Source organism: Nocardia crassostreae, from assembly GCF_001613405.1.
GTDB lineage: Bacteria > Actinomycetota > Actinomycetes > Mycobacteriales > Mycobacteriaceae > Nocardia > Nocardia crassostreae.
Genome location: NZ_BDCH01000045.1, coordinates 1 through 26,828, shown reverse-complemented (window position 1 = coordinate 26,828; position 26,828 = coordinate 1). Strand labels below are relative to the sequence as shown.

At 67.5% G+C, this 26,828-nt stretch carries 28 protein-coding genes, 1 tRNA gene and 2 pseudogenes; 14 read left to right on the top strand and 17 right to left on the bottom strand.

Going from position 1 to position 26,828, the window contains the following annotated elements; all coding sequences use genetic code 11:
* Nucleotides 1–33 precede the first annotated feature (33 nt).
* The 4 genes from NC4_RS37345 to NC4_RS37330 all read right to left on the bottom strand — a co-directional run bounded on the left by NC4_RS37345 (nt 34) and on the right by NC4_RS37330 (nt 2,730).
* A complete protein-coding gene (locus NC4_RS37345) occupies nt 34–495 on the bottom strand; it encodes a hypothetical protein (RefSeq protein ID WP_067548884.1) in 462 nt (153 codons plus the stop codon).
* Nucleotides 465–1,382, bottom strand: a complete 918-nt coding sequence (locus NC4_RS37340; protein WP_067548882.1) for a hypothetical protein — start codon at nt 1,380–1,382, stop codon at nt 465–467. The genes NC4_RS37345 and NC4_RS37340 overlap by 31 nt, the downstream gene beginning before the upstream one ends.
* A 231-nt stretch (nt 1,383–1,613) precedes the next feature.
* Nucleotides 1,614–2,093, bottom strand: a complete 480-nt coding sequence (locus NC4_RS37335; RefSeq protein ID WP_245722197.1) for a carboxymuconolactone decarboxylase family protein — start codon at nt 2,091–2,093, stop codon at nt 1,614–1,616.
* Between the two features lie 88 nt (nt 2,094–2,181).
* Nucleotides 2,182–2,730: a carboxymuconolactone decarboxylase family protein gene (locus NC4_RS37330; protein ID WP_067548879.1), complete on the bottom strand. Its 549-nt coding sequence runs from the start codon at nt 2,728–2,730 to the stop codon at nt 2,182–2,184.
* A 198-nt stretch (nt 2,731–2,928) separates the two neighbouring features.
* On the opposite strand from NC4_RS37330, the gene NC4_RS39775 reads away from it, so the two are divergent.
* A complete protein-coding gene (locus NC4_RS39775; protein ID WP_084530165.1) occupies nt 2,929–3,444 on the top strand; it encodes a hypothetical protein in 516 nt (171 codons plus the stop codon).
* 15 nt (nt 3,445–3,459) lie between these two features.
* Entirely contained in the window at nt 3,460–4,143 is a 684-nt protein-coding gene (locus tag NC4_RS40845; RefSeq protein ID WP_157555458.1) for an alpha/beta hydrolase family protein, read from the top strand.
* On the opposite strand, the gene NC4_RS37320 is transcribed toward NC4_RS40845, so the two are convergent.
* Together NC4_RS37320 and NC4_RS37315 are read right to left on the bottom strand one after the other, a co-directional pair.
* Nucleotides 4,144–4,743 (bottom strand): TIGR03086 family metal-binding protein, encoded by a 600-nt coding sequence (locus tag NC4_RS37320; RefSeq protein WP_067548876.1) that lies wholly within the window; start codon nt 4,741–4,743, stop codon nt 4,144–4,146.
* 60 nt (nt 4,744–4,803) lie between these two features.
* Complete coding sequence (locus NC4_RS37315; RefSeq protein ID WP_067548874.1) at nt 4,804–5,160, bottom strand: hypothetical protein; 357 nt, start codon at nt 5,158–5,160, stop codon at nt 4,804–4,806.
* Nucleotides 5,161–5,263: 103 nt separating this feature from the next.
* On the opposite strand from NC4_RS37315, the gene NC4_RS37310 reads away from it, so the two are divergent.
* Nucleotides 5,264–5,686, top strand: coding sequence for an Rv0361 family membrane protein (locus tag NC4_RS37310; protein WP_067548870.1), 423 nt, complete (start codon nt 5,264–5,266; stop codon nt 5,684–5,686).
* Between the two features lie 28 nt (nt 5,687–5,714).
* Nucleotides 5,715–7,121: a metallophosphoesterase gene (locus NC4_RS37305; RefSeq protein ID WP_067548867.1), complete on the top strand. Its 1,407-nt coding sequence runs from the start codon at nt 5,715–5,717 to the stop codon at nt 7,119–7,121.
* Nucleotides 7,122–7,170: 49 nt separating this feature from the next.
* On the opposite strand, the gene NC4_RS37300 is transcribed toward NC4_RS37305, so the two are convergent.
* Nucleotides 7,171–7,242: transfer RNA gene (locus NC4_RS37300), tRNA-Cys, on the bottom strand.
* A gap of 107 nt (nt 7,243–7,349) precedes the next feature.
* Here NC4_RS37300 and NC4_RS37295 point away from each other — a divergent pair.
* Nucleotides 7,350–7,892 carry a MarR family winged helix-turn-helix transcriptional regulator gene (locus NC4_RS37295; RefSeq protein ID WP_067548962.1) on the top strand — a complete coding sequence of 181 codons (543 nt, stop codon included), beginning with the start codon at nt 7,350–7,352 and terminating at the stop codon, nt 7,890–7,892.
* 397 nt (nt 7,893–8,289) lie between these two features.
* Here NC4_RS37295 and NC4_RS40840 read toward each other — a convergent pair whose 3' ends face one another.
* Together NC4_RS40840 and NC4_RS37285 are read right to left on the bottom strand one after the other, a co-directional pair.
* Complete coding sequence (locus tag NC4_RS40840; RefSeq protein WP_067548865.1) at nt 8,290–8,601, bottom strand: hypothetical protein; 312 nt, start codon at nt 8,599–8,601, stop codon at nt 8,290–8,292.
* Nucleotides 8,602–8,680: 79 nt separating this feature from the next.
* Nucleotides 8,681–9,403 carry a GbsR/MarR family transcriptional regulator gene (locus NC4_RS37285; RefSeq protein WP_067548862.1) on the bottom strand — a complete coding sequence of 241 codons (723 nt, stop codon included), beginning with the start codon at nt 9,401–9,403 and terminating at the stop codon, nt 8,681–8,683.
* Between the two features lie 233 nt (nt 9,404–9,636).
* Between NC4_RS37285 and NC4_RS37280 the strand changes: the two genes are divergently transcribed.
* Nucleotides 9,637–10,443, top strand: coding sequence for an alpha/beta fold hydrolase (locus NC4_RS37280; protein ID WP_067548859.1), 807 nt, complete (start codon nt 9,637–9,639; stop codon nt 10,441–10,443).
* 49 nt (nt 10,444–10,492) lie between these two features.
* On the opposite strand, the gene NC4_RS37275 is transcribed toward NC4_RS37280, so the two are convergent.
* The 6 genes from NC4_RS37275 to NC4_RS37250 form a co-directional block, all read right to left on the bottom strand.
* The gene (locus tag NC4_RS37275; protein WP_067548959.1) at nt 10,493–10,876 is read right to left on the bottom strand and encodes a DoxX family protein; all 384 of its coding nucleotides are present in this window, start codon (nt 10,874–10,876) and stop codon (nt 10,493–10,495) included.
* A gap of 139 nt (nt 10,877–11,015) precedes the next feature.
* Complete coding sequence (locus NC4_RS37270) at nt 11,016–11,846, bottom strand: enoyl-CoA hydratase (RefSeq protein WP_067548856.1); 831 nt, start codon at nt 11,844–11,846, stop codon at nt 11,016–11,018.
* A 2-nt stretch (nt 11,847–11,848) separates the two neighbouring features.
* A complete protein-coding gene (mmsB, locus tag NC4_RS37265; protein WP_245722198.1) occupies nt 11,849–12,784 on the bottom strand; it encodes a 3-hydroxyisobutyrate dehydrogenase in 936 nt (311 codons plus the stop codon).
* A complete protein-coding gene (locus NC4_RS37260) occupies nt 12,751–13,839 on the bottom strand; it encodes an enoyl-CoA hydratase/isomerase family protein (RefSeq protein WP_067548852.1) in 1,089 nt (362 codons plus the stop codon). The genes mmsB and NC4_RS37260 overlap by 34 nt, the downstream gene beginning before the upstream one ends.
* Entirely contained in the window at nt 13,836–14,975 is a 1,140-nt protein-coding gene (locus NC4_RS37255; RefSeq protein WP_067548849.1) for an acyl-CoA dehydrogenase family protein, read from the bottom strand. Before NC4_RS37255 ends, NC4_RS37260 begins: the two co-directional genes overlap by 4 nt.
* Before the next feature lie 2 nt (nt 14,976–14,977).
* Complete coding sequence (locus NC4_RS37250; protein WP_067548846.1) at nt 14,978–16,510, bottom strand: CoA-acylating methylmalonate-semialdehyde dehydrogenase; 1,533 nt, start codon at nt 16,508–16,510, stop codon at nt 14,978–14,980.
* Between the two features lie 180 nt (nt 16,511–16,690).
* Between NC4_RS37250 and icmF the strand changes: the two are divergent.
* The 4 genes and pseudogenes from icmF to NC4_RS37235 all read left to right on the top strand — a co-directional run bounded on the left by icmF (nt 16,691) and on the right by NC4_RS37235 (nt 22,083).
* Nucleotides 16,691–19,918 (top strand): annotated as a pseudogene (gene icmF, locus NC4_RS45265) (fused isobutyryl-CoA mutase/GTPase IcmF).
* A gap of 92 nt (nt 19,919–20,010) precedes the next feature.
* A complete protein-coding gene (locus tag NC4_RS37240; protein WP_084530161.1) occupies nt 20,011–21,087 on the top strand; it encodes an amidohydrolase family protein in 1,077 nt (358 codons plus the stop codon).
* 66 nt (nt 21,088–21,153) lie between these two features.
* Nucleotides 21,154–21,279, top strand: coding sequence for a dimerization domain-containing protein (locus tag NC4_RS44280; protein ID WP_281186575.1), 126 nt, complete (start codon nt 21,154–21,156; stop codon nt 21,277–21,279).
* A 51-nt stretch (nt 21,280–21,330) separates the two neighbouring features.
* Nucleotides 21,331–22,083: a methyltransferase gene (locus NC4_RS37235; protein WP_245722194.1), complete on the top strand. Its 753-nt coding sequence runs from the start codon at nt 21,331–21,333 to the stop codon at nt 22,081–22,083.
* 10 nt (nt 22,084–22,093) lie between these two features.
* Here NC4_RS37235 and NC4_RS37230 read toward each other — a convergent pair whose 3' ends face one another.
* Together NC4_RS37230 and NC4_RS37225 are read right to left on the bottom strand one after the other, a co-directional pair.
* Nucleotides 22,094–23,050 carry a DUF2157 domain-containing protein gene (locus NC4_RS37230; protein WP_067548843.1) on the bottom strand — a complete coding sequence of 319 codons (957 nt, stop codon included), beginning with the start codon at nt 23,048–23,050 and terminating at the stop codon, nt 22,094–22,096.
* A gap of 48 nt (nt 23,051–23,098) precedes the next feature.
* Nucleotides 23,099–23,749 (bottom strand): TetR/AcrR family transcriptional regulator, encoded by a 651-nt coding sequence (locus tag NC4_RS37225; RefSeq protein WP_067548840.1) that lies wholly within the window; start codon nt 23,747–23,749, stop codon nt 23,099–23,101.
* Between the two features lie 104 nt (nt 23,750–23,853).
* On the opposite strand from NC4_RS37225, the gene NC4_RS37220 reads away from it, so the two are divergent.
* The 4 genes and pseudogenes from NC4_RS37220 to NC4_RS37205 form a co-directional block, all read left to right on the top strand.
* The gene (locus tag NC4_RS37220) at nt 23,854–24,690 is read left to right on the top strand and encodes an SDR family NAD(P)-dependent oxidoreductase (protein WP_067548836.1); all 837 of its coding nucleotides are present in this window, start codon (nt 23,854–23,856) and stop codon (nt 24,688–24,690) included.
* A gap of 16 nt (nt 24,691–24,706) precedes the next feature.
* Nucleotides 24,707–25,594, top strand: coding sequence for a reductase (locus tag NC4_RS37215; protein ID WP_067548833.1), 888 nt, complete (start codon nt 24,707–24,709; stop codon nt 25,592–25,594).
* A 32-nt stretch (nt 25,595–25,626) separates the two neighbouring features.
* The gene (locus NC4_RS37210) at nt 25,627–26,268 is read left to right on the top strand and encodes an NAD(P)/FAD-dependent oxidoreductase (RefSeq protein ID WP_067548830.1); all 642 of its coding nucleotides are present in this window, start codon (nt 25,627–25,629) and stop codon (nt 26,266–26,268) included.
* Nucleotides 26,265–26,828, top strand: a pseudogene (locus NC4_RS37205) (flavin-containing monooxygenase); the annotation flags it as partial. The gene NC4_RS37210 and the pseudogene NC4_RS37205, both read left to right, overlap by 4 nt.

Sequence of the window (26,828 nt, the reverse complement as noted above, 5' to 3'; positions counted from 1 at the left end):
ACAAGGCCCCGATCGCGAAAAGCGGTCGGGGCCTTACTCGTTGGATAGGTCAGGGGTTGGCCGGGGTTTCCGGCGGATGCGGTGGAGGAGGGCGATTCCGGCTGCGCAGCCGAGGGTGATCATGAGGGCGGTCCAGCCGGGGGCGGGGGTGAGGATGTCGGTGGGGTCGCGGTACCAGCGGGGGGAGTAGGCGACTCGGCCGAAGCTGTTGCCGCGCAGGGCCATCACGACGCAGGGGACTACCAAGACGGCGATAGCGAGGACGGTGCTGGTGGGGTGTTTCGGGACGGCGGCGCCGAAGCTGTAGCCGAGCAGGATCGACAGGGCGGTGATACCGATTACGGGGACTATCGGGTGCGTGTGGGCCTGGTTCGCGGTGAAGGCGGCGAACAGGGACAAGGCCGCGCTGCCCGCCAGGGCGGCGGGCACGGCGGGGAGGCGGCGGCCCAGGTACAGGCCCGCGATTACGCCCGCGAGCGGGAGGGGGCGGTCCAATCCGGGCGGGGGACGGCGAAAATGGCGCTGCCCGCGTTGGCGACGGCAATGGCCAGGAGGATCAGGGTGCCGTCCCGGCCGGGGAGCAGTAGCACGGCGATGATGGCGCCGACGAGTGTGACGGCTACGGCCACCGCGAGGTTCGTGAAGGCGGCGGTGTGGCGGACGAACCATTGGGTGGCGACGGCGGTGGAGATCACCAGGACGAGACCGGCCACGATCGGGCCGATGGGCAGGTCGGGGCTGGCGTCGTCGGGGGCGGGTTCGTGGCGTTGCAGGGCGAGACCGGCGGCGAGGGCCGCGACCGCGAGGATCATGAGGCCGGTGGGAGGCGTTCCGCTGGCGGGCCATTCGATGAGGGCGTGGGTCACGCCCTCATCCGCCGGGAGGGCGGTGAGATCGCCGATCAGAATGCTCGACAGCATGCCGACGAGGAAGGCGGTGGCGGCGATGGGACGGGCCGATATCGCCACGGCGAGCGCGCCCAGCAGCATGCCGCTGCAGATGGAGTCGACATAGTTGACCGTGGACAGCGTTCCGGTGGTCACCACATCGCGGTCCCACACATGATCGACCAGGAGCACGGCCGCGCTGCTGAAGGCGGCGATCCAGGCGACACGTTTGCCGAGCACCACGGCCAGCGCCGCGGTCACCATGGCGATCACCGCGCCCGCGGCGGCCGCGCGGGGCATGTTCAGAATCAGCAGATCCAGCTGGACGGGTGAGCCGTCCGTGGTCCATTCGAAGTCGAGGGGAGCCAGTAGCAAAAGCCCGGCGATCACCGCGCCCAGAAAACCGGCCGAGGCCTCGATCGCTCCCGCGTATCGATGGATTCCCGGCGTAGATTTTTCGCGCACCGGAAGAGCCAGCGCGAACTTTGCGTCCACCTCGTCACCCTTCCAACCCGGTGATGCGACGCCTAGCGCGCTTCAGCAGAACCAATAGCAAACGCCTTCCAACGTAACAGCCGCATAGCGTGGTAACCGATTGCGTGATGTCGCTCACAGCGAACTCTCAGCAAGGCCACGTGGCTGGACGGATCGAGAATGCGGCTCCGAAAATGGCGAATGCCGTGTCACGCGCGGGCGTGACACGGCATTCGCCGGTTGGTCAGGGTGTCACCACTGGCCGGGCTGGTAGCCACCGCCGACCATGCCGGAGATGACATTGAGCCGGCTCCAGGCATTGATGGTGGCGATCAAGGAGATGAGGGCGCCGATCTGGTCGTCGTCGTAGTGCTTGCGAACCAGGCCCCAGGTGTCCTCGCTGATGGCGCCGGACTTGTCGGCCAGGCGAGTGGCCTCCTCGGTGAGGGCGAGGGCGGCGCGCTCGGCGTCGGTGAAGACGGTGGATTCCTGCCAGGCGGCGATCATGGCCAGGCGGACGGGGGTTTCCCCGGCGTGTGCCGCATCCTTGGTGTGCATGTCCAGGCACATGCCGCAGCTGTTGATCTGCGAGGCACGGATCTTCACCAGTTCCTGGGTCGCCTTGGGCAGGGCGGAGTCGTCGATCACGCGGGTGGCGGTGACGAAACGCTTGACGAACTTGGCGGCGACTTCGTTCTCGTACAGGGCGAAGCGGGTCATCGTGCTGCTCATTTCTTGTCTCGGTGGATCCGTTTTGTTGGGTTCGTGAAGGTGACGACACAGCCCATCGGGGTGTGACATCCCCAGTTCGGCGATGGTTTCAGGGTCGATCGCCGTGGCGGGCGAGCGGCCAGTCGATATCGACTCGCCCCACCTTGGCGAGGTAGGTGGTGAAGACGTTCAATGCGATGTGGGCGATCACCTCGGCGATCGCCGCGTGGCTCAACCCGCCGTCCCGGGCGGCCGCCAGCTCCGCATCGGTGACGGCGCCGCGATTGCGGATGAGCGCGGTGGCGAAGGTCAGTTCGGCCGCGGCAGCGGGTGTTTCCGCCCGGCCGCGGCGCGCCTCGGCGATCTGCTCCGCGCTCAGCCCGGCCACTTCGGCGCCCAGATAGCTGTGCACCGAGAGTTCGTAATCACATTCGTTCTCCTGCGCGACCAATAGCGCGATGCGCTCATGGGTTGCCGTGCACAGGGTTCCGCCGCGCAGGGCCACCTGGAAATCCAGGTAGGCGGCCAGTGCGGCCGGGCTGTTGGCCATGGCTTTCACGAGATTGGGTGTGACGCCGAGAACCTCGTGGGCGGTGGCGAAGAGGTGGTCCGTTTCCCCGTTCGAGGACTCCGGGTCCACCAGGGGAAGACCGTACATCGGGCATTCGCTTTCGTCTGTCGTCGTGGCGTGTTCCCGCCGCTATGAAGACTGCCCGGTCTGGTTGATACATCCGCAATTCATTCGCTATGCATGCCGGTCACCGGCCAGGATCGGCACCGGACAGTGGTGGCACCATTCCGGGCCATCGGTATTGCGTTGCCGCTGGCTATGGCAACAGACCGGTATGTTTTGGGCATGTCTCGACGGTTTGCGGTCACGGTCGCCGCGGCGGTCGCGGGAGCCGGGATCGCGGGCGCGCCCGCGAGTGCCGCGCCGGTCGGCGCCGATGCGCTCGCCCTCTACTCCGCACCGGTGGATCGGGTGGCCGGTGCGCACGGTTCGGTCATCCAGCTCCGGCCGCTGACAGGTGATCCCGGATTGGCGGGGGCGCGAAACTACCTGGCGCTGTATCGATCCGTGGATATGCAGGGGCGGCCGGTCGCGGTGTCGGGGACCATCGCGGTGCCCGACGGGGCGCCGCCACCGGGTGGCTGGCCGCTCGTCTCATGGGGGCACGGGACCACCGGGGTGGCCGATGTGTGCGCGCCCTCGCGCGACACCTCCGCCGATTTCCCGGCGCACGATTACACCTCGCTGGTGCGGCGGGTGCAGGAGCGGTGGGTGGCGGCCGGGTACGCGGTCGTGCAGACGGACTATCAGGGGCTGGGGACGCCGGGACCGCACGGATATCTGATCGGGAGCGCCGAATAGCGCGCGGTGACCGATATGGCCCGGGCCGCACGGGAAATCGAGCCGGAGATCGGCACGCGCTGGGTGGCGGTCGGCCATTCGCAGGGCGGGCAGGCGGCCTTGTTCACCGCGGCACAGGCACAGCAGTGGGCGCCGGAACTCCAGTTGCTGGGCGCGGTGGCGCTCGCCCCGGCGCCCCATCAGGGGCTGGGACTGCAGGCGGCGCAGGTGGCGACGACGGTCGGCGTATCGGACGCGCTCGGTCCGGCCGCGGGCAGCTCGATGGCCTTCCTGCCGTTGATCATTCGCGGCGCCCAGACCGTCGCTGATATCGATCCGGCCCAATTCCTCACGGCGAGCGCCGATTCCAAGGTCGAGCTGGCCGATTCCGACTGCATCGGGCAATTGCGAGCGCCCGGGGCGTGGGGTGGCGTCAGCGCGGATCAGATCTTGACTCGCAACGGCGATATCGGGCCGTTGGCCGGGGTGCTGAACGACAACGATCCCAGCGCATTGGTTTTCACCACACCCGTGCTGGTGTTGCAGGGCCGCGCCGATAGCGTCGTCCTGCCCGTCGCGACCGATGCCATGGTCGCCCAGCAGCGGCTGTCCGGCCGTCCGGTGCAGTACCGCAACTATCCCGGGGTGGATAACCGCGCCGTGCTGGAGGCGTCCTACGCGGATGCGCTGGGGTGGGTCGATGCCCGCTTCGGCAGGTAATCAGGGCTTCCAGCGCGGATCACGCCCGAACCAGGCCGCCAGCCGGTCGTAGGCGGGCGCGTCCTCGGAGATCGGCACTTCGAGACCGAAAGCCTTTCCCGCGCCACGGTATTCCGGTTTCAGCACCTGCTTGGACCACGCCAGACCGTACTCGGCCAGCTCCGGGTCGAGGTCACGCTGCTGATCTGTCACACGCACCAGATCCCAAGCGTGCATGGCGAATTCGGTGATCTGCTGATCGGCGCGACCGCGCAGCGGCATCTCCGCGCCGCCGAGCGCCGGAACCTTGCTGTCGAGGTCGGCGATGCGCCAGGCCGCCAGCAGCGGCGCGGACCCGGTCGCGAATCGATCGCCCCAGCCGATATCGCCGAACTCCTCGTCGGTGGCCTGCCAATCCGGCGTTCCGCCCTGCGCGGCGATCACGAAGTTGGGCAGGATCTGGCCCAGCAGATGTTTGATCAGCCGCCGCACATGCCAGTCTTCACAGGGCGTCGGCAACCCCGCCTGTTCGGGGCGGATCGCGGCGATGACATCGGTCAGCTGCGCGATCGCCCGCTCCATGAGATCGACCGCCGGATCGATGGTTCCCTTGTCCGCCATACAGTCCACGGTATCCCCGCCGCGGAGACCCGTCTTGGAAAAAAGCGTCGCGGGAAGGGGCTAGGCGCAGCGGAAACGGAAGGTCGCGGTCGGGGTGATCCCGGGTAGCGCGGTGACCTGCTGGATGGGCTCGCCGTCGAGTCCACAGCCGGACGGCGTGCCGACCGCGATGCTGTAGCAGCCCGGCCCGACGGCGGCGGTGGCGAACCCGTCGGCGCCGGTGATCACGCTCGCGGCGACCGGCCCGCCGGTGCACGGGCTCACCTCGGCCGTCACGCCCGCGATGGCGAACTGCTCCGGCCCCCACACCGTCTGCACCTTCACACCGGGATCCGCGGCCGGTGGTTGCGCGGTGGCGAGCGGGGCGACTGCGAGCGCGGCGCCGACAACGGACGAAACGAACAATGTGCGGCGCACCGGGTCTCCTTCGGATCGAGCCGGGGCGAATCCACCCCCGCGCCAATATATATGCGTGCCGTAGTCTGCGGACGTCAGTGGCAGACCGGACAGAAGGAACCCGATGACCTTTCGCACTCGACTGGCGGCAAGTGCGATCCTGCTGGCGGTGCCGTTGGCAGGGTGTGGAACAGCCACCGCGGGTAAGGAAGCGCACAACGACGATCAGCGCATCGAGGCGGCCGTGCGCGAGTTCTACGGTGCGCTGTCGGAGCAGGGACCGGGCGTCGCCGTGACCAAGGCGTGCGCCGCCGACCGCGCGGAGTGGGACGCGCTGCCCGATACTCAGAAGAGCGCGGCGGAAATGGGCAAGCTCTCCATTCGCATCGTCGCCGTCGAGGACATCGTGATCACCGGCGATCGCGCGACCACGAAAATGACCGGCGGGCTGGCACTTCCCGGCTCCGAGGACAAGAACACCACCGCGACCGAACACCTCCGCAAGGAAGAAGGCGCATGGAAGGTCTGCTCGGCGGACGGCAAGTAATCCGCCCGGATGGCCGGGGTCCGCGGCTATGAGCTGCTGCGGCCCCACTCGGCGTCGTGCACTCGGCATTCTGGGCGCGGCGGCCCTGCTGCCGCTGGCGCGACCGGGTTCCGTTCGCGCGCAACCCGGTTCGATAGTGGCCACCGATCTGGAGGTCGTCACGATCACCGAGCGCTCGGCGGTGCTGACATGGACGACGCTGGCGCCGGACGGGAACGGGAATCCGGTTCCGGCGGCGTCCGACGGCGAAGTGTGGGTGGGACCCGCGGATGGGCTCGGCCTGCGACAGGTTTTCGCCGAGCCGGAGCCGACCGCCTTCCACTACGCGGAGATCACCGGCCTGGAGCCGGGGCGGCGGTATCGATTCGAGGCCCGATCCGCCGGAGTGCCCGCCGCGCCCGCGGTGAATGTGGCGACCCGGCTGCCGGGCACTCCCGAGGCCACCGGCGAATTCACCACGCTGGCGCCGCCGCCGGGCCGCCTGCTGCGAACCATTGCGCTGTCCAACGATATTCACTACGGCGAGGAGGTCAGCGGCATCCTGTTCGCGGGGCTGCCGCCGGGGCTGCGGCAGGATCCGGGGCTGCCGCCGTATCCCGAGGTCATGCTGACCGCGCTGCTCGACGATCTGCACCGCCCCGACCGAGCCGCCGATCATCTCGTCATTGCCGGGGATCTCACCGCCGAGGCCACGCCCGGTCAGGTGCGCGGGCTCGACCGGCAGCTCTCCGCCTGGGGCGCCGCGGGCCGGGATTGGTTCGCCTGCCGCGGAAATCACGATCGGCCGCATACCGGAGCGGACTATGCCTCCTGCGAGCCGCTGCTCGACCACTTCGACTGCTGGGACGAATCCTTCACCGCCCGACAGCAATTGGCCGATCACGACCTGGACGGGCTGCGCCTGCTCGCTCTCGACACGAGCGAACTGGACGGTTCCGGCGGCGTGCTCGAGCGCCCGCAACTCGACCACCTGCGGGAGCTGCTGTGCGACGAGCCCGACCGGCCCACACTGGTTTTCAGCCACCATCCGGTCACCGCCGAATCGGGTTGGTCCAATCTCGCGGGGCCGGGATTCGTCCTCGATGCCGCCGACGCGGCCGAACTCCAATCCCTCTACCAGTCGGCGCCTGGCGTCTTCCTGCACCACAGTGGTCACACGCACCGGAATCGCCGCACTCGTCCGGATCTGCCCATCAATGTGGAATTCCTGGAAGTGGCCGCCACCAAGGAATATCCGGGCGGATACACCCTGCTGCGGCTCTACGAGGGCGGCTATATGGCGAACTTCTACAAGACCCGCACGGCCGCGGCCCGACTGTGGAGTACTCGCACGCGCAGTGAATATTTCGGTCTGTTCCCCGAATACACGCTCGGCGCCACCGCGGATCGCAATCATGCGGTCCTGCGTGACCTCAGCGGTCTGCAACCGGCCTGAACGCGATTGTGGCCCCGGAGGCAATCCTCCGGGGCCACAATCGATCTAGAGCGAGCGGCGGGAATTGAACCCGCGTGAACGGCTTTGCAGACCGTTTCCTGAACCACTCGGACACACTCGCATCGTCAGCAATAGTGCCGCGCCCGCCCGGGGATCGCGAGGGTTCGAATCACCGTGATTTCTATGTGGCTGCCGGGATGGACCCCGGCCGCATGCGATGATCGACGCATGTCTCGGCCACGTCCCCTTCCGCTCGATCCGATCGAGGAGGCGCATCGTCAGTGGACCGAGCACGGGTGGGGCGAGGTGGCCGACGGCATGGCGGCGGCGACCTCGCTGGTGCGGGCCCAGCAGATCGTGATGTCGCGGGTCGACGAGGCCTTGAAGCCGTCCGGGCTGACCTTCTCCCGATACGAGCTACTCATGTTGCTGAGTTTCAGCAAAACGGGGGCCTTGCCGATGGCGGTGGCCAGCGCCCGATTGCAGGTGCATCCGACCAGCGTCACCAATACCGTGGATCGGCTCGAAGCGGCGAATCTTGTGAAGCGCGTCCCGCACCCCAGTGACCGGCGCGCCACCTTGATCGAAATCACCGATGCGGGAAGGGATTTGGCGTCCAAGGCCACCACTAAACTGAATCGGCAGGTCTTCGCGAATGCCGGATTGCCGCCGCAACGTTTGCAATTATTGCTGGAATTGTTGGCGGAGTTCCGGCAAACGGCGGGTGACTTCGACAGTGGTGGCTCGCCCACCCGATGGGCCGGACAGTAACTCTCCAGCATCCGAGCAGCCAATTTCCTGCGTCATAGTCTTGGCTTCGGCTCGGAAAAGGTTCACCATTGAGGCCATGGTGCTGGTCCTCGGGGTGTCAGCTGGCGCGGCGGGTGCGCGCGCCATGCTCACCCATTCCGACCAGCCGCATCTACCCCCCATCGACCGCTGCAAGGTGCAGCGCCGCGGCGGTGGCGGTGTCGAGGAGGCGGTTTTCGAGGCCATTCGATTAATGCGGCAGTCCGCGGCCCGGCGCGATGAATTCATTACCGGTATTGCCGTGACCTGCCGATGCTCCTCCCATGCCGACGCCATTCGCGCCACGGCCGGGCGCAACCGCCTCACCCTGATCGACGAGCCGGTCGCCCAGCTCAGATACCTCCGCTTCACCGGTCGCTTACCGTCGGAGGGTTCGATCCTCCTCTACGACCTGGGTTCCTCCGGTCTGACGCTGACCCAGATCGACTGCCGGACCGATGCCATCCTGGCCACCAAACGCAGTACCGTGCTCAGCGGTGACGGTCACGACGCCCTGCTGCGCTGGTTGCTGGTCCGCAGTGGCGTCACCGTCGACCTGGCCACCAGCCGCCACAACAAGGAGGCCCTGGCCACCGATCGCGTCCTCACCGTGTGCGATCCCATTTCCGGCCGTCGCGCCGTGATCACCCGCAGCGACTTCGCCGACCTGGTCTCCGCCGGTATCCACCACTCGGCCTCCTTCGTCCGCCAGATGGTCGCCGAAACCGGTGTCCCCCCCTCCCCACACACACACACACCCCACCCCGCCGCTACCGCCCGGTGTCGCGGGCGGCGAGGTTCTGTCGCCAGCGCTCCATGGCCTGCTGGAGGGCCTCGCTCACGAGGGCGAGGAGTTCGGCGGAGGCTTCGAAGCGGGCGCCCGCGGGGGTATCGGCTCCGAGAATCTTTGCGGCGCGCCGTGATTCGGCGGCCATGGTGGTGTTCATCTGGACGGCGCCGTGCAGGTTCTGCAGCCAGATCTCGTCGTCGATGACATAGCGCTCGCGGCGCTCGCCAGGTTCGCGCTCGCGCCGCAGGATGCCCTGCTGCTCGAGGAAGGCGACGGCGTGCGAGATGGACGCGGGGCTGACGCGCAGCCGCTGGACCAGTTCGGCGGCGGTCAGCGCGCCGGAGTCGGTGATGTACAGGCAGGCCAGCACCCTGGCCTCCATCTTGGGCAGGCCCTGCTGGATGAGGATCGCGGTGAAGGATTCCGTCACCTCCGCGACCGCGCGCGGGTCGCGCCCATGGCCGTCATCGGGGAGCGGGGGCGCCGGGGGCTGTGCCGGTTTGTGGCGGCGCGCGCGCTCGCGGGTGTCCTCGTGCGCCCGGTCCGCCCGATAGCCGTCGATACCGCCATTGCGGGTGACCTCGCGCATGATCGTCGACGCGGGTCGCTCCAGTTGCCTGCCGATTTCCGCGTATCCGAGGCCCTCGGCCAGCCCCGCCGCAATGCGCAGACGGTCCTCGTTGGTGAGCCTGCCTCCGGGCATCGGCGTTCATCTCCTCGTGTCGGTATCCGCGCCCAGTATGCATTCACGCGTAGCTCATTGCAAAGAACACTCCGTATCCACCTTTGCGTTTACTCTAAAAATCATTGCAAAGACGGCTATGAATCAGGCTTGAGCTGGAAAATTTTTCTCCATCAGGTATTTCGTGATCTGCAAACGCAATGTACCTTCGTTTTTGTTCAGAGATTCCCGAACAGATCACAGAGGACAAAGCAATGATCAACTCGAACTCCACCGCCGCGACCACCTCGACCTGGACCGGCATGGTCGCCGTCGGCGACACCGAACTGGCCGTGAGCGATACCGGCGGCACCGGCCAGCCCGTCATCTACCTGAACGGCTCCTACGCCGACCAGAAGCACTGGAAGCACGTGATCGCCGAACTCGGCTCCGATTTCCGGCACATCACCTTCGACGAGCGGGCTCGTGGCAAGTCGAAGAAGTCGGCGGACTACTCCTTCGAGGCGTGCCTGCGCGATATCGACGCCGTGCTGGCCGCGCGGGGCGTGCAGCGGGCGATCGTCGTCGGCTGGTCCTACGGCGCCCTGCTCGCGGTGCACTGGGCCGATCGGAATCCGGACCGCGTCGTGGGCGTGGTGTCGGTGGACGGCGCCATGCCGTACGGCCTGACCGGCGAGGAGGGCCGCGAACAGATCCGGAAGCTGTTCCGCCGCATGCGATTCCTCATGCCGGTGGCCCGACCGCTGGGTCTGGCCGCGCGGATGAGCGCCGACCAGCACGCCGAGATCAATATCGAGGCCAATGAACTGCATGCCGCGCTCGCCCCGGTCCTGGTCCGCGCCACCCGCCCGGTGCGCTACGTCCTGGCCACGGGTTCCAACCTGGGCGGCAGCGCCGAGGTGATGGCGGAGGTGCGCGCCTCGCTCGATCCGGCGCTGGCCGCGAACCAGAACCTGACCGTCACCGCGCAGGTCCCCAGCAACCACTCCCACCTGCTGCGCAAGGACTTCCAGGCCGTCGCCGCGGCCGTGCGGGAGACGGCCGACCGTGACCAGCCGTAGGCGGTCCGCCTACCGATCGGGCTTCAATCCCACCGCATTCCGCCGCCCATCAGCCCGCGAACGGCTCGAGGAAGAAGCGGCCCCAGGCGATGAAGACCGCGAGAGCGAGGTACACGGCATTCACCAGCACCAGCTTGGGCTGGCCGAGGCGACCGTGGGTGATCATCGCGCCGATCATGAGCAGAATCCAGCACACCGCGGTGATCGGCACCAGCACCGGCGCGATATCGAGCACGGCGGGCAGGATCAGCCCGGCGGCAGCCAGCAGTTCGACCACCCCCAGCGTCTTGACGGCACCGGCCCCGAAGCTCAGCGTCCACTCCCCGCCGTGTTGCGCGGCCAGCTTGTCCTTGGGCAGGAATGTCTTGGTGATGCCGCCGCCCACGGCGACGACGGCCAGCAGTCCGGTCACGATCCACAGGGCGAGGTTCATGGGGGTCTCCTTCATCTTTCAATGTGTCGACCTCCAGACACCACCGGATCAGACTGCGTGACAGCGCATGACGCGGATCATACCGGATACGCGAACGCCCCGCCCATCCGGCGATGAGCGGGGCGCTGAGACTGCGGAACTACTTGTTGGTGAAGTTGGCGGGCCGCTTCTCGACGAAGGCGTTCATGCCTTCCTTCTGATCGTCGGTCGCGAAGAGCGAGTGGAAGACCCGGCGTTCGAAACGCAGCCCCTCGGTGAGGGTGGTCTCGAAGGCGCGATCCACCGCCTCCTTGGCGATCATGACCGACGGAAGGGACATGGACGCAATGGTTTCGGCCGCCTCGAGCGCCGTGGCGACGAGCTGGTCGGCGGGCACGATGCGGGAGACCAGGCCCGCGCGCTCGGCTTCCTCGGCGTCCATATTGCGGCCGGTGAGAATGAGGTCCATGGCCTTGGCCTTGCCCACCGCGCGGGTGAGGCGCTGCGAGCCGCCCATGCCGGGGATGACGCCGAGCTTGATCTCCGGCTGACCGAACTTGGCGGTGTCGGCGGCAATCAGGATGTCGCACATCATGGCCAGTTCGCAGCCGCCGCCCAGGGCGTAGCCCGCCACCGCGGCGACAATGGGCTTGCGGAAGGCGAACAGCCGATCCCACCCGGCGAAGTGGTCGGTGAGGAACATGTCCATATAGGACTTGGACTGCATTTCCTTGATATCGGCCCCGGCCGCGAAGGCCCGGTCCGACCCGGTCAGCACGACCGCGCCGATCTCGTTGTCGTTCTCGAACTCGTCGAGAGCGGCCGATATATCGGCCAGGACCTGCGAGTTCAGCGCGTTCAGGGCCTTCGGCCGGTTCAGCGTGATGAGGGCGACGCGCCCTTTACGCTCGAGCAGAAGAATGGTCTCGAAGTCGGGCCCACCCGCCGCCCGGCCGCCACCCCCCACGAAATCGCTGCGCGATGCAGTCATCCCTATTCCTCTCCAGATCGCTTACGGATATCGGTGACGATAGCCGAGAAGTCCTTGCCCGCTTCGTCCTGGTTGAACCGGCTGTAGATGTCCGCCGCGAGCTGACCGATCTGCCCGTCGACGCCATTGGCCTGCAAGGCATTGGCCGCCAGGCCGAGATCCTTGGTCATGAGCGCGGTGGCGAAGCCGGGTTTGTAGTCGTTGTTGGCCGGGCTGGTCGGCACCGGACCGGGCACCGGACAGTACGAGGTGAGCGCCCACGACTGCCCGGACGCGGTCGAGACCACATCGAAGAACTTGTCGTGGGTCAGGCCCAGCTTCTCCCCCAACACGATGGCCTCGGACAGCCCGATCATGGAGATGCCCAGCAGCATGTTGTTGCAGATCTTGGCGGCCTGGCCGACGCCCGCGCCGCCGCAGTGCACGACCTTGCCGCCCATGATCTCCAGCAGCGGCAGGGCATCGGCGAAGTCGGCGTCCGCGCCGCCCACCATGAAGGTGAGGGTGCCCGCCGCCGCGCCGGCGACGCCGCCGGAGACGGGGGCGTCCAGGGCCCGATGTCCCGCTGCCGCGGCGAGTTCCGCGGCGGCCTGGGCGTCGGCGACGTCGATGGTGGAGCAGTCGACGAACAGGGTGCCGGGCTTGGCGGCGGCCAGCACGTCGCCGTAGACGTCGAGCACGATGCGGCCGTTGGGCAGCATGGTGATGACGATGTCGGAGGCGGCCGCGGCTTCGGCGGCGGTGGCCACCACGGTCGCGCCGTCCTGGCGGGCCTGATCCTGCGCCGCCGGAACGGGATCGAAGGCGAGGACCTCGTATCCGGCCTTGATCAGGTTGGCGGCCATGGGTCCGCCCATGTGCCCCAGGCCCAGGAATCCGACCTTCTTACCGATGTTTTCAGTGCTCACAGCGTGTCCTTCGGTGCGGCCGAACCCAATTCGCGATCGCCGAGCTCGCCGAAATAGGCGTCGACATCGGCGGCGGTGACATCCGCCAGGGTGGCGGGCTGCCACCGCGGGTTGCGGTCCTTGTCGATGACCTGGGCGCGAATGCCTTCCACCAGATCATGGGTGGCGAGCGAGGCGGCCGAGACCCGGTACTCCTGGTTCAGCACCTCCTCCAGGCTCGCGGCGGTGCGGGCGCCGCGCAGCGAGCGCAGCGTGACCTTCAGCGCCACGGGCGATTTCGACAGCACCTCGGCGGCGGCCTTGGCCGACTCCGGGCGCCCGTCGGAATGCAGCCGGTTCACGATCTCCTCGACCGTGTCCGCGGCATAGCAGTAGTCGATCCAGTCCCGCTGCGCCGAGAACTCCGAAACAGGTGCGGGCTGGGCGAATTTGGCAATGGCGGTATCGGCGTCATTGGACCGCAACGCCTCCAGCAGCGCGGGCAGATGCTCGGCGGGCACGAAGTGGTCGGCGAATCCGGCCGCAATGGCATCACCGGCGCTCATGCGCGCGGTGGTGAGCGCGATATGGGTGCCGATCTCACCGGGCGCGTGCGCCAGCAGATAGGTGCCGCCCACATCCGGAGCGAAGCCGATGCCCGTCTCCGGCATGCCGACCTTGGAGCGCTCGGTCACGATGCGATGCGAGGCGTGCCCGGACAGTCCGACGCCGCCGCCCATCACAATGCCGTCCATGACGGCGACATAGGGCTTGGGGTAGCGGCCGATGAGCGCATTGAGGATGTACTCGTCGCGCCAGAACCGCCCGCTCGGCGAATCCGCCGCGACATAGGCCGAATCCGCGTTGGCCACGGCGTTCTCGGCATCGGTGTGGATGGCGACGATATCGCCGCCCGCGCACAGCCCGCGCTCCCCCGCGCCGGTGAGCACCACGGTGCGCACCTCGTCGTCGGTGGCCCAGGCGCGCAGCGCGTCCAGAATGACCAGCGCCATAGGATGATTCAGCGCATTGATGGCCTTGGGCCGATTCAGCGTGATCAGGCCGAGCCCATCGCGCTTCTCGATCAGAACCTCGGGCTCGCTCATGCTGCTCCTACCACCGAGCGGGCCACCACGACCCGCATGATCTCGTTCGTGCCTTCCAGGATCTGATGCACCCGCAGGTCGCGGACGATCTTCTCGATCCCGTATTCGTGCAGGTAACCGTAGCCACCGTGCAATTGCAGGGCCTTATTGGCCACCTCGAAACCGGCATCGGTGGTGAACCGCTTGGCCATGGCGCACAGCTCGACCTTGTCGTCGGCGTCCGCGTCCAGCGCCGCCGCGGCCCGCCACAGCAGGGTGCGGGCGGCCTCCAGCGAGGTGCGCATATCGGCCAGCTCGAACTGCAGGGCGGTATTGTCCAGCAGCCGCGACCCGAAAGCCTTGCGCTGCCCCATATAGGCCACGGTCCGCTCCAGCGCCGACTGCGCGCCGCCGAGCGAGCAGGCGGCGATATTCAGCCGCCCGCCATTGAGCCCGTTCATGGCGATCCGGAAACCATTGCCCTCCGCGCCCAGCAGGTTGGCCGCGGGCACCCGGGCGGCGTCGAGAATGACCTGCCGGGTGGGCTGGGCATTCCAGCCCATCTTCTTCTCATTGGCGCCGACCGACAGGCCCGGCGTATCCGCGGGCACGATGAACGCGGAAATCCCCCGCGCGCCATCGTCGCCGGTGCGGACCATGATCACGTACACATCGGTGCTGCCCGCGCCGGAGATGAATTGCTTGACGCCGGTGAGCAGGTAGTCGTCGCCGTCGCGAACGGCCTTGGTGCTCAAGGCCGCCGCGTCGGAGCCGACGCCCGGTTCGGTGAGGGCGTAGCTGGCCAGCAGATCCATGGAGGTCAACCCCGGCAGCCACCGATTGCGTTGCGCCGCATCGCCGTAGCTGTCGATCATCCACGCCGCCATATTGTGGATGGAGATATAGGCGGCCACGGCCGGGCAGCCGGTGGACAGCTGCTCGAAGATGCGCACGGCATCCAGCCGCCGCAGCTCCGAGCCGCCCACATCCTCGCGGACATAGATGCCGCCGAGACCGAGCTCACCGGCCTTGCGCAGCACATCCACCGGAAAGTGTTTCTGCTCATCCCATTCCAGCGCATTGGGCGCGAGCAGCTCATCGGCAAAGGAGCGGGCGGTCTGCGTGATCGCCCTCTCGTCCTCGTCGAGTACGAACATGATCAGTCCATGGTCGGGATGACGAAGGCATTGGCGGCGGAGCTTGCGGAGCCGCCCGAGGAAGCGGCTTCCTTTCGTCCTGCCGGCCAGCGCTGCGTCACCGTCTTGGTCTTGGTGTAGAAGCGGATGGAATCCGGGCCGTGCTGGTTGAGATCGCCGAAGCCGGAACGCTTCCAGCCGCCGAAGGTGTGGTACGCGATCGGCACCGGAATCGGAACATTGATGCCGACCATGCCGACCTGCACCCGCGCCGCGAATTCGCGGGCGGTGTCACCGTCGCGGGTGAAGATGGCGACGCCATTGCCGTATTCGTGCTCGTTCGCCAGGCGCAGCCCCTCCTCGAAGTCGGCCGCGCGCACGATCGACAGCACCGGGCCGAAGATCTCTTCCTTGTAGATGCGCATATCCGCGGTGACCCGGTCGAACAGCGTTGCACCGGCGAAGAAGCCGTCCTCGCCGCCCGCCACGACCAGCCCGCGACCGTCGATCACCAGTTCGGCGCCCTCGTCGACGCCGATCTGCACGTAGTTGTTCACCCGATCCACGCCGTCGCGGCCGACCAGCGGCCCGAAGTCCGCACCCGGATCGTCGGAGACACCCACATTGAGCTTCTCGATGCGCTCGATCAGCTTGGCGCGCAGTCGATCCGCGGTCTCCTCGCCGACCGGCACCGCCACCGAGATGGCCATGCACCGCTCACCGGCCGAGCCGTAGCCCGCGCCGATGAGCTGATCGGCCACATCGTCGAGATCGGCGTCGGGCATGACGACCGCGTGGTTCTTGGCCCCGCCGAAGCACTGCGCGCGCTTGCCGTTGGCGGAGGCGGTCTCGTAGATGTACTGCGCGATCGGGGTCGAGCCGACGAAGCCCACCGCCTTGATGCGCTCGTCGTGCAGCAGTGTGTCCACGGCTTCCTTGTCACCGTTGACCACGTTGAACACGCCCGCGGGCAGTCCGGCCTCCAGGAACAGCTCGGCCAGCCGCAGCGGCACCGAGGGGTCGCGCTCGGAGGGCTTGAGCACGAAGGCGTTACCGCAGGCCAGCGCCGGTCCGGCCTTCCACAGCGGGATCATGGCCGGGAAGTTGAACGGGGTGATGCCCGCGACCACGCCCAGCGGCTGCCGCATGGAGTACACGTCGATGCCGGTGCCCGCGCTCTCGGTGTACTCGCCCTTGAGCAGGTGCGGGATACCGCACGCGAATTCGATGACCTCCAGGCCGCGCTGGATATCGCCCTTGGCGTCGGCAATGGTCTTGCCGTGCTCGGAGGACAGCAGCGCCGCCAGCGAATCCATCTCGTCCTGCACCAGGGTCAGGAACTTCATGAGCACGCGCGCCCGCTTCTGCGGATTGGTCGCCGCCCACCCCACCTGCGCCTCGGCGGCATTGGCGATAACGGCCTCGACCTCGGCCTTGGACGCCAGCGGCACCTTCGCCTGCACCTGACCGGCGCTCGGGTTGTAGACGTCACCGAAGTTGCCGGACGTCCCGGGTACGTGCTGCCCGCCGATGAAGTGGGTGAGTTCGCGAACCATGCCAGTCCTGTCTGAGAGCCGTCGGCGCACGCGCTCCGCGCGGCCGGTACTCGGTCACCATATAGTTGGACATCCAAGTATTTCTAGACGGTGGCACTGTGGCAGATCTCACCCTACGATTGATTTGACGTCCTACCATCCGAACGTCAACGGAAACGGCCGTCCCTTTTGGAGGATCTCGTGGCCGATCTGCATGTACCCGCTCATCCGGTGCGGTTCGTGACCGCCGCGGCACTGTTCGACGGCCATGAAGCGGCCATCAACATCATGCGGCGGATCCTGCAGGGGCAGGGGGCCGAAGTCATTCATCTCGGGCATAACCGGGCCGTGCGGGAGGTCGTGGACGCGGCGGTCACCGAGGATGTGCAAGGGGTGGCGGTCAGCTCGTATCAGGGCGGGCATATCGAGTACTTCGAGTATCTGGCGGCGGCGCTGCGGGAGGCCGGGGCCGGGCACGTGCGGATCTTCGGCGGGGGCGGCGGGGTGATCGTCGCCGAGGAGATCGAGCGGCTGGCCAAGTCCGGGGTGACCATCTTCTCGCCGGAGGACGGGCAGCGGCTGGGGCTGCCGGGCATGATCAATCGGCTCGTCGCCGACTGCGATGTGGATCTCGCGGTATCGCCCGCGGCGGTCGAGGCCGTGCTGAGCGGGGATCGGGCGGCCTTGGCGCGCACGCTCACCTGCTTGCAGCAGGGCGCGCTACCCGCGGCGGATCTGGCCGCGCTGACGGCGGCCGCCGGGGCGCGGCAGGCGCCGGTACTGGGCATCACCGGTACGGGCGGATCCGGAAAGTCCTCTCTCACCGACGAACTCGTACGCAGGCTGCGGACCGATCAGCAGCACAAACTGCGGGTGGCGGTGCTGGCGGTGGATCCCACGCGGCGGCGCGGCGGCGGCGCGCTGCTGGGCGATCGCATTCGCATGAACGCCCTCGACGGCGATCGGGTGTTCTTCCGGTCGCTGGCCACCCGGGGCGAGCGGGAGCTGCCGAACAATATCGATGCCATGGTGATCGCCTGCAAGGCAGCGGGATACGACCTGGTCATCCTGGAGACGCCGGGTATCGGGCAGGGCGATGCGTCCGTCCCCGAGCACGTCGACGTGGCGCTGTACGTGATGACACCGGAGTTCGGCGCGGCCTCCCAGCTCGAGAAGATCGACATGCTGGATTACGCGGATGTGTTGGCCATCAACAAGTTCGAGCGGCGCGGGGCCGAGGACGCGCTGTGGGACGTGTCGCGGCAGTTGATCTGCAATCGCGAGGAGTTCCATGCCGCGCCCGAGGACATGCCGGTATTCGGCACCAGCGCCGCGACTTTCAACGATGACGGGGTGACGGCGCTCTATCAGCATCTGAGCGGGTTGCTGGGCGAGCGCGGCCTGCGGCTCGAGGAGGGCATACTGCCGCGGGTGAACACCCGGGCCTCGACACGGTTCGCGCAGATCATTCCCCCGGCGCGGGTGCGGTATCTGGCCGAGATCGCGGAAACGGTGCGGGACTACCACTCCGAGACCGCGCGCCAGGTCGCGGCGGCGCAGCGGGTGCAGCGCCTGGAGCAGGTGCTGGCCGAGCTGGTGAGCGACACCTCCCCCTAGGAGGCCGGAGCCGTGGCCGCGTTGCTGGATCGGGCACGCGGTGATGTCACGCCGGAAAACGCTGTGCTGCTGGCCGACTGGCCCGCCGTGGCGGAGTCCTATCGGGGCGAGGAGCAGGTGGTGCGGGTGCGCGATCGGGAGTTGCGCACCGCCCTGCGACGGGAAACCTTGTCCGGCAGTTCGATTCCGCGGGTGGCGATCCCCCGCTACACCGATCACGGGGAGCTGCTGCGCTTCCTGCGCGCGGAGAATCTGCCCGGCCGCTTCCCGTTCACCGCGGGCGTCTTCGCGTTCAAGCGGGACAACGAGAATCCGGCGCGCATGTTCGCCGGGGAGGGCGATGCCTTCCGCACCAATCGGCGATTCAAGATTCTATCCGAACACGCCGACGCCAAGCGGCTTTCGACGGCCTTCGACTCGGTGACGCTGTACGGGCACGATCCCGCCGAACGTCCCGATATCTACGGCAAGGTCGGCACGTCGGGGGTGTCCATCGCCACCGTCGAGGATATGAAGGCGCTCTACGACGGCTTCGACCTGGACGCCCCGTCGACCTCGGTGTCGATGACCATCAACGGTCCCGCGCCGACCATTCTGGCGTTCTATCTCAATGCCGCCATCGATCAAGCGCTGGAACAGTTCTCGGTGAGCGAGGGCCGCGCGCCCACCGCCGGGGAGGCCGCGGAGTTGCGCGCACGAACTCTCGCCACCGTGCGCGGCACCGTGCAGGCCGACATTCTCAAGGAGGATCAGGGCCAGAACACCTGCATCTTCTCCACCGAATTCAGCCTGCGCATGATGTCGGACATCCAGGAATGGTTCGTGCGCAACAGCGTCCGCAACTTCTACTCGGTCTCCATTTCCGGCTATCACATCGCCGAGGCCGGGGCGAATCCGATCAGCCAGCTGGCCTTCACCCTCGCCAATGGATTCACCTATGTCGAGGCGTATCTCGCGCGCGGCATGCACATCGACGATTTCGCGCCGAATCTGTCGTTCTTCTTCTCCAATGGCATGGATGCCGAGTACTCGGTCATCGGCCGGGTGGCGCGGCGCATCTGGGCCATCGCCATGCGCGACAAGTACGGGGCCAACGACCGGTCGCAGAAGCTCAAGTACCACATTCAGACCTCCGGCCGCTCGCTGCACGCACAGGAGATGAACTTCAACGACATTCGCACCACGCTGCAGGCGCTCATCGCCGTCTACGACAATTGCAACAGCCTGCACACCAATGCCTATGACGAGGCCGTCACCACCCCCACCGCGGAATCGGTGCGGCGGGCGCTGGCGATTCAGCTCATCATCAATCGGGAATGGGGGCTGGCGATGAACGAGAATCCCTTGCAGGGCAGCTTCGTCATCGATGAGCTCACCGATCTGGTGGAGGAGGCGGTGCTGCGCGAATTCGAGCGGATCAGTGAGCGCGGCGGCGTGCTCGGGGCCATGGAGACCGGGTATCAGCGCGGGCGCATCCAGGACGAATCCATGCTGTACGAACGGCGCAAACACGATGGCAGCCTGCCCATTGTCGGCGTCAATACCTTCCGCGGCACAGGCGGCGAGGAGCACCGGGTGCTGGAATTGGCGCGCGGCACCGAGGAGGAGAAGCAGTCCCAGCTCCGGCGGGTGCGCGAATTCGCCGAACGGCATCGCGACGAGTCGCCCGCCGCCTTGGCGAAATTGGCCGCGGCCGCCGCGAGCGACGACAATGTCTTCGACGTCCTCATGGAGGCGGCGCGGGTCTGCACCCTGCAGCAGATCACCGATACCTTCTTCACCGTCGGCGGCCAGTACCGCCGCAATGTGTGACCTGTCGGCGCACTGGCCGGTCCGATTTCTGAGCTCCCGGGGTTCACGCGTGGAACAATCCGGAGCAGACCGGCCCGAACGGAAGGGACATCGTGGACCTCACCGGAATGACAGTCGTCGACGCGCACATCCACCAGTGGGATCCGCTGACCACGCCGCGCGAATTCAGCGGGGTGGCCCGGCTCTTCTCGATGCTGCCCATCCCCCTCGATCTGGCCAAGCGGGTGGCGCCCAAGCGGGATCGGGAATTCGTCGGCGATCCGGCGCCGTTCGTGCGGCCGTATCTGCCCGCCGACTACCGCACCGATGCCGGGAACGTGCCCGTCGAGGCCGTCGTGCACATCGAGGTCGAATGGGTCGCGAAGAAGCCGCTCGGGCTGGCCGATGAGACCCGGTGGGTGGCCAGTCTGCCGTTCGGGGTGGACACGCCCGCGCTGGGCGGCATTGTCGGCGCGGCGGATCCGGCCGCGCCGGGCTTCGCCGCACTGCTCGACGCGCACCAATCCGCGTCACCGCGGTTTCGCGGCATTCGCACCCGCGTGGAACACCATCCCGATCCGGGTATCCGCTCGCACTGCAAGCAGCCCGGAGCCCTCACCGCGCCGCGCTTCCTGGACGGTTTCGCCGTACTGGCCGAGCGCCGGTTGTCGTTCGAGGCGTGGGTGTACTCCCGGCAGCTGCCCGAGGTCACCGCGCTGGCGCAGCGGTTTCCCGACGCCACCATCGTGCTGAACCATCTCGGCACGCCCGCGGGGATTTTCGGGCCGGTCGGCAAGCACACGGGGCGCAATCCCGGTGAGCGCCGGGAACTGTTCATCCGCTGGCGCGACGACCTCGCCGCCCTGGCCGCGCACCCGAATGTGGTCGCCAAGGTCAGCGGCCTGATGATGCCCATTCTCGGCCACCCGGTCCCGCCGCGCGGCACGCCCACGCCGGTCCGCGAACTGATCGGCCGCATGTCGCCGATGCTGCAGCACGGCTACGACGTCTTCGGCGCCGACCGATTGCTGTGGGGGTCGAATTTCCCTGTGGACAAACCGATTACGAGCATCGGTAATGCGGCCGAGGCCATTGCCACGGCACTGAGCGAGCACGGCGCCGACGAGAAGGCCCTAGAGCAGATCTTCCGCGGCAATGCCCAGCGGGTCTACTGCATCGACAATTTCTGAATCGGCGCAGGTCCCGGGGCCGTGCCTGCGATAGCCGGGCCATCGCGGCCGCTATGGTGATGCGCCATGGATCGCATCCTCGGGATCGGCATGGGTTTCTGGGAGTCCAGGACGCTGCTCAGCGCCGTCGAGCTGGGCGTGTTCACCGCCCTCGGCGACCGTCGGCTCACCATGGAGGAGCTGCGCGACTAGCTCGGGCTACATCCGCGCGCGGCCCGGGATTTCTTCGATGCCCTGGTGGCCATGGACCTGCTGAGCCGCACGGACGATCGCTATGCCAACACCCCCGATACCGCCGCCTACCTCGATCGCGAACAGGACGAATACCTCGGCGGGTTCCTGGATATGGCGGCGACGCGTCTCTACGGATTCTGGGGCGGCCTCACCGAGGGGCTGCGTACGGGGTTGCCGCAGAACGAGATCAAACACGGCGGCGACTTCTTCGGGACCCTGTATTCGGATCCGGATCGCCTGCGCGCCTTCCAATGCGCCATGACCGGTCTCACGCTGCCCAGCGCCCGCGCCATTGCCGAGAGCTTTCCGTGGCAGCGCTGGAATACGGTGGCCGATATCGGCACGGCGCAGGGCGCGCTGCTGCGCACGGTCCTCGAACGGCATCCGCGGCTGCGCGGTATCGGCTTCGACCTGCCCGCCGTGGCCCCGATCTTCGCCGATCCGCTCCCCGCCGCCGATGTCCTGGTGTTCGGCCACATCCTGCACGACTGGGATCTCGACACCAAACGCCTGCTGCTGGACAAGGCCTACCGCGCGCTGCCGGAGGGCGGTGCGGTGCTGGTCTACGAGACCCTCATCGACGACGAACGCCGCACCAATCTCACCGGCCTGCTCATGAGCCTCAATATGCTCATCGAGACTCCCGGCGGTTTCGACTACACCTCCGCCGATCTGCGAACCTGGTTGGCGGAGACCGGATTCCACTATCCGGTGACCACCCGCCTCGCCGGTGCGGAGTCCATGGTCTGGGCGGTCAAATAGCCGGTGCGGCTCACGCGCGATCGCGCGTGAGCCGGAACCCGGCGACGCCAAGGACCGTCGCGCCGATGAGCAGGACGATGGCGGCCAGCCCGACGGCCTGATCGAACCACTCCCAAATCACTTGCAGCACAGCAATGGTGACGCAGATGCCGCCGCCGATCACGAGCACCGGATTACGGTCGGCGCTGTACACGGCGAAACACGTGACAGCCACGAGCAGGGTGCAGGCGACCGCCCAGCCCACATGGCTGTCCTCGGCGAGTATCCCGCCGAAAATGCCGGTCAGGATGGCGATCCCGTATCCGGCCCAGGCCGGAGCCGCGCGGCCGGAGCGCGTGACCGCGAACCAGATCCCGGCGAGCGCCAGGAAACCGGCCGCGCCCCAGAGGTCGTCGAGATCGGCCCAATCCATGAGCACCCCGCCCACCGCCGCAGCGCCGAAGAATCCGAGGGCGAGCAGCCCTATCAGTGAGGGCAGCGCCGCATACCCCGCGAGAGCACACAACGCGCCCGCCACCGCGGCCGCCACCCAGGCCTCGTCGTCACCGCCGCCCGCATCGAGGGCATAACCCACCAGCGCCGTCACCGCGATCGTGGCCACCACGAACAGCGCCGCCGCCGACCGCGTCGGCACCGATCGCGCGCCCCCGCCGCGCCGGAACAACTGCTTCGGCCCCGCCAGCCATACACCGGCGCCCGCCGTACCGATGGCGATCACGACCAGCACCAGCACCCGGCTGAGCTGCCCGAGGTCGTCCCACGACGAGTCCATCAGCATCAACAGCCCGCCCAGCACCAGCCCGGCCCCGATATAGGCGGCGATCTCAGCGACCACCCGCCCACCCGAGCGCCGCGCGGCCCGCTCCTGATCCAGGGCCGCCAGCACCGCATCGCGCTGTGCGCCGCTCAGTACCCCTTGGTCGACCAGCCGCCCCAGCACGGCCCCCACCGAATGATCAACAGTCATGACTGATTATCGATCCGCAGCGAAATACGCAACGCAGACTCGTTCCGCTCAGTCGGGCAGGGTCAGGTATCGGGCACCCAGGAGGTCGGCGGTGCGGGTCACGTGATCGATGATGCGGGCGGTGTCGGTGTCTATGGTTCCGGTGCGCCAGGCGGTGAGAAGTTCCGTAAAGCCGCCTATACCCATGAGAACGCCCATGCGCAGGTCGGATTCGTCGACGCCGGGACGCAGGTAGGGGCGGCCGGTGGCGATGAGGAGGTCGGTGGCCTCGGTGAGGGTGGATTTGCGGCGCTCCTCGAGGACGCGGCTGCCCGCGTGGTTGCCGAAGAGGATGCGGGCGGGGCCGTCGGATTGCAGGGCCACGGCGCGGGCAATGGCCAGGTGCAGGATTTCCAGGGGCGGGAGGTCCAGATTCTCGGCCACCACGGCCGAGAGTTCGCCGAAGACTTCGAAACAGACCTCGTCCCAGACCGCGGCCAGCAGTTCGTCGCGATCGGCGAAGTGCTCGTAGAAGTAGCGGTCGTTCAGGGCGACGCGGTTGCAGATGCCGCGCATGGTGACCGCAGCCCAGCCATTGTCGAGCCAGATGTCCAGGGCCGCTTCGACAATGCGGCGGCGTTCGGCGCGGCGCTCCTCCTGGGTTCGCCCGCCCCATGTTCCGGTCCGCCGCCCGTGGCCTGCCGGTGCGCGCACGTCCATGGTTGACAAAATAGCGCACCGAGCGCCTAATTGGGGGCAGGCGCTGTCAATGGGGGCAGATGCCACCAATTGACTGCCCGGATGGCACCTCTCCGGGAGTTCTCATGCGACTCAACCCTTTCGGCGGATCACGCCGGACGCAGCAGGCGGACGCGGTGGTGACCGGCGCCGGCAGCGGCATCGGCCGCGCGTTCGCCATCGAACTCGGACGCCGCGGCGGGCGGGTGATCTGCTCCGACATCGACGGCCACCGGGCGCGCGAGACCGTCGAAATGGTCGGTGCCGCAGGCGGAAAAGCCTTCGACGCTATCTGCGATGTGAGCCGGATCAACGAGGTCGGGAACCTCGCCGACACCGCCGAGGAATGGTTCGGGAAACCCCCGGACATCGTGGTGAACAATGCCGGGATCGGGCGCGGCGGCATGGTCATCGGCGATGCGCCGCTGACCGAATGGCATCAGGTGCTCGACGTCAATCTGTGGGGCGTCGTCCACGGCTGCCATGTGTTCGCGCCCTTGCTGCGCGAGGCCGGGCACGGCCATCTCGTGAATGTCGCCTCCGCGGCGGCCTTCGCGGCCGGACCGCGCATGGCCGCCTACAACGTCAGCAAGGCCGGGGTGCTGGCGCTGTCGGAGACCCTCGCCGCGGAACTGTCCGGCACCGGCGTCGGAGTCACCGTGCTGTGCCCGACCGGCGTGAAAACCAATATCCTGGAAGACGTTCCGATCCCGGACGAGACCGTGGCCCGCTGGGGCGACCGGCTGCTGCGCTGGACCGGCCGCCCACCCGCCACCATTGCCCGCATCACCCTCGACGCCGTCGACCGGGGACAGCTCTATGTCGTCCCGCAGGTCGAGGCCAAGCTCATCTGGCAGTCCAAACGGCTACTGCCCGAGCCCTATACCCGCGCGGCCGGATTACTGGAACGGCTGGCCCGGTAGCCAAGGAGTCAGAACAATGGCGTTCGCATATTCCGACATGCTCACGGTGATCAAAGACCGGCAGTGGGCCCTGGCCGATATCGACTGGGACGCACCGGGAGCCGAGCTCATCACCGATGAACAGCGGCCGCGGCTGGCGGCCTTCATGGCCGATCTGGTCTGGATCGAGCATGTGGGCGCGCGCGGCTTCGCGGCACTCACCCTGCGCGCGCCCGAGGGTCCACTCAAGGAGATCTACCGGTACTTCCACGCCGAGGAACAGAAGCACGCCAATGCCGAACTGGCGCTCATGCGGCGGTGGGGGATGCTCGACGGCGATGCTATGCCCTTGCCCAACAAGAATATTCGGCTCGTCATCGAATGGGTGGACCGCTACGGGGACAGCTTGACGCTGCCGGTACTCGGCACGGTCATCCCGTCACTAGAATGCGCATTGGACGGGGCGCTGGTGAAATTCCTGCTGGACGAAGTCCAGGATCCGCTGTGCCACGAGGTGTTCCGGAATATCAACAGCGACGAATCACGGCATCTCGCGGTCGGATTCCAAGTGCTCGAACAGCTCGGCGCCGGGCCCATGCGGCGCATCGCCATCGAGACGGCCGGATACGCGCTGCGGCCGACATTCCTCATGGGGGCGCTGCTCTACACGCCGCTGCTGTCGCGCATGGCCGCCAACATCATGGCCATGGGGCTCGACGAGGAGAAACTGTGGAATGCGTTGCGCCGCTACGAGAAAGCGGGCGAGCGGGAACCGAGCATCAAACGCCTGCCGCTGTACCACGTCGTGCGCACCCACGGCATTGCCACCATCCACCGGTGGCAGCCGATTCAGGCCATCAACGACGGCCTCAACAAAGCCATCGACCGCTTCCCCGTGAAAGTGCTCGGCAAGCCGCCGACCTGATCGCGAGCGCTGACCTACGAACCGGTGGAGAAATGACCTCCCCCGCCCGCCGCCGGACGGTCGAATCCTTTGCCGGGACACAACTCCACTGCACCCGGTGGCGCGACGAATGCAGCCTCGCCGGGCGCAGCGTGGCCGTCATCGGGAGCGGAGCGGCCGTCGCGCGCGTGCTGCCGCCGGTGGTGCAGTTGGCGCGCAAAGTGACCGTGTTCCAGCATGATCCGGTATGGGTGCTGCCGTGGCCGGAACTGCCCGGTGCGCGGGCGGTGGTGGGGCTGCTGCCCGATGACCTGCTCGGGCAGCTGCCCGCCGACACCGCACGCCCGCTGCCGGGTGACACGGCCGAGGAAACCGCCGGGCGGGCCGGGAATGCCGGGCGCGGAGTCACGGGCCTGACCGGCAGGATCGCGCGCTGGGCCGGGGCGTCGGTGCTGCGTCACGCCGCATCGGCGAATCTGCGTGTGCAAGTGAGGGATTCCTGGCAGCGGCGGCAGCTGACGCCCGATATGGCCGCCGGGGTGCGGTTGCACAATCACTACTACGCGGCCTTGCAGCGCCCGAACTGCAAGCTCGTCACCTGGCCGGTCGCACGGCTCGCACCGCTCGGCATCCGGACCGTGGACGGGATCGAGCATCGGGTCGAACTGATCATTCATGCGGAGGATAGGCCGTGAACAACAGCATTGTGGACCACGAGATCATTGTCATCGGGGCCGGGTTCTCGGGGATTGGCATTGCGATCGCCTTGCGCAAGGCCGGATTCGACGATTTTCTCATCGTGGACGATGCCGACGGGGTGGGGCGGGACCTGGCATTGGAATACCTATCCCGGGATCGCGGTGGATATTCCGTCGTTCAGTTACCAGTACTCGTTCGAACAGCGGCGCACCTGGTCGCGGGTGTACGCGCCTGGGCGGGAGTTGAAGTCGTATGCCGAGCACTGTGTGAGCAAGTACGGTCTGCGGCCGCGGATTCGGTTCGGCACCACTGTTGTTCGGGCGGACTTCGATGACTCGCTGCATTTGTGGCGGCTGCGGACGGCGGGCGGCGAGGAGATCACAGCGCGGTTCGTGATTGCCGCGACCGGGGTGCTGACGCGGCCGAAGATGCCGGATATTCCGGGGGTGGAACGGTACTCGGGGGTCAGCATGCATACGTCGCGATGGGATCACGGGCTGGATTTGCGTGGCAAGCGGGTGGAGATTATCGGCACTGGGGCGTCGGCGGTACAGGT

Bases quoted from the DNA above. Each gene is read 5' to 3' on its own strand.
- NC4_RS37335 (WP_245722197.1), bottom strand. From the start codon at position 2,093: ATGAGCAGCACGATGACCCGCTTCGCCCTGTACGAGAACGAAGTCGCC.
- NC4_RS37330 (WP_067548879.1), bottom strand. From the start codon at position 2,730: ATGTACGGTCTTCCCCTGGTGGACCCGGAGTCCTCGAACGGGGAAACG.
- NC4_RS39775 (WP_084530165.1), top strand. From the start codon at position 2,929: ATGTCTCGACGGTTTGCGGTCACGGTCGCCGCGGCGGTCGCGGGAGCC.
- NC4_RS40845 (WP_157555458.1), top strand. From the start codon at position 3,460: ATGGCCCGGGCCGCACGGGAAATCGAGCCGGAGATCGGCACGCGCTGG.
- NC4_RS37320 (WP_067548876.1), bottom strand. From the start codon at position 4,743: ATGGCGGACAAGGGAACCATCGATCCGGCGGTCGATCTCATGGAGCGG.
- NC4_RS37310 (WP_067548870.1), top strand. From the start codon at position 5,264: ATGACCTTTCGCACTCGACTGGCGGCAAGTGCGATCCTGCTGGCGGTG.
- NC4_RS37305 (WP_067548867.1), top strand. From the start codon at position 5,715: ATGAGCTGCTGCGGCCCCACTCGGCGTCGTGCACTCGGCATTCTGGGC.
- NC4_RS37295 (WP_067548962.1), top strand. From the start codon at position 7,350: ATGTCTCGGCCACGTCCCCTTCCGCTCGATCCGATCGAGGAGGCGCAT.
- NC4_RS37285 (WP_067548862.1), bottom strand. From the start codon at position 9,403: ATGCCCGGAGGCAGGCTCACCAACGAGGACCGTCTGCGCATTGCGGCG.
- NC4_RS37280 (WP_067548859.1), top strand. From the start codon at position 9,637: ATGATCAACTCGAACTCCACCGCCGCGACCACCTCGACCTGGACCGGC.
- NC4_RS37275 (WP_067548959.1), bottom strand. From the start codon at position 10,876: ATGAACCTCGCCCTGTGGATCGTGACCGGACTGCTGGCCGTCGTCGCC.
- NC4_RS37270 (WP_067548856.1), bottom strand. From the start codon at position 11,846: ATGACTGCATCGCGCAGCGATTTCGTGGGGGGTGGCGGCCGGGCGGCG.
- NC4_RS37260 (WP_067548852.1), bottom strand. From the start codon at position 13,839: ATGAGCGAGCCCGAGGTTCTGATCGAGAAGCGCGATGGGCTCGGCCTG.
- NC4_RS37255 (WP_067548849.1), bottom strand. From the start codon at position 14,975: ATGTTCGTACTCGACGAGGACGAGAGGGCGATCACGCAGACCGCCCGC.
- NC4_RS37250 (WP_067548846.1), bottom strand. From the start codon at position 16,510: ATGGTTCGCGAACTCACCCACTTCATCGGCGGGCAGCACGTACCCGGG.
- NC4_RS44280 (WP_281186575.1), top strand. From the start codon at position 21,154: ATGGATCGCATCCTCGGGATCGGCATGGGTTTCTGGGAGTCCAGGACG.
- NC4_RS37235 (WP_245722194.1), top strand. From the start codon at position 21,331: ATGGACCTGCTGAGCCGCACGGACGATCGCTATGCCAACACCCCCGAT.
- NC4_RS37230 (WP_067548843.1), bottom strand. From the start codon at position 23,050: ATGACTGTTGATCATTCGGTGGGGGCCGTGCTGGGGCGGCTGGTCGAC.
- NC4_RS37225 (WP_067548840.1), bottom strand. From the start codon at position 23,749: ATGGACGTGCGCGCACCGGCAGGCCACGGGCGGCGGACCGGAACATGG.
- NC4_RS37220 (WP_067548836.1), top strand. From the start codon at position 23,854: ATGCGACTCAACCCTTTCGGCGGATCACGCCGGACGCAGCAGGCGGAC.
- NC4_RS37215 (WP_067548833.1), top strand. From the start codon at position 24,707: ATGGCGTTCGCATATTCCGACATGCTCACGGTGATCAAAGACCGGCAG.
- NC4_RS37210 (WP_067548830.1), top strand. From the start codon at position 25,627: ATGACCTCCCCCGCCCGCCGCCGGACGGTCGAATCCTTTGCCGGGACA.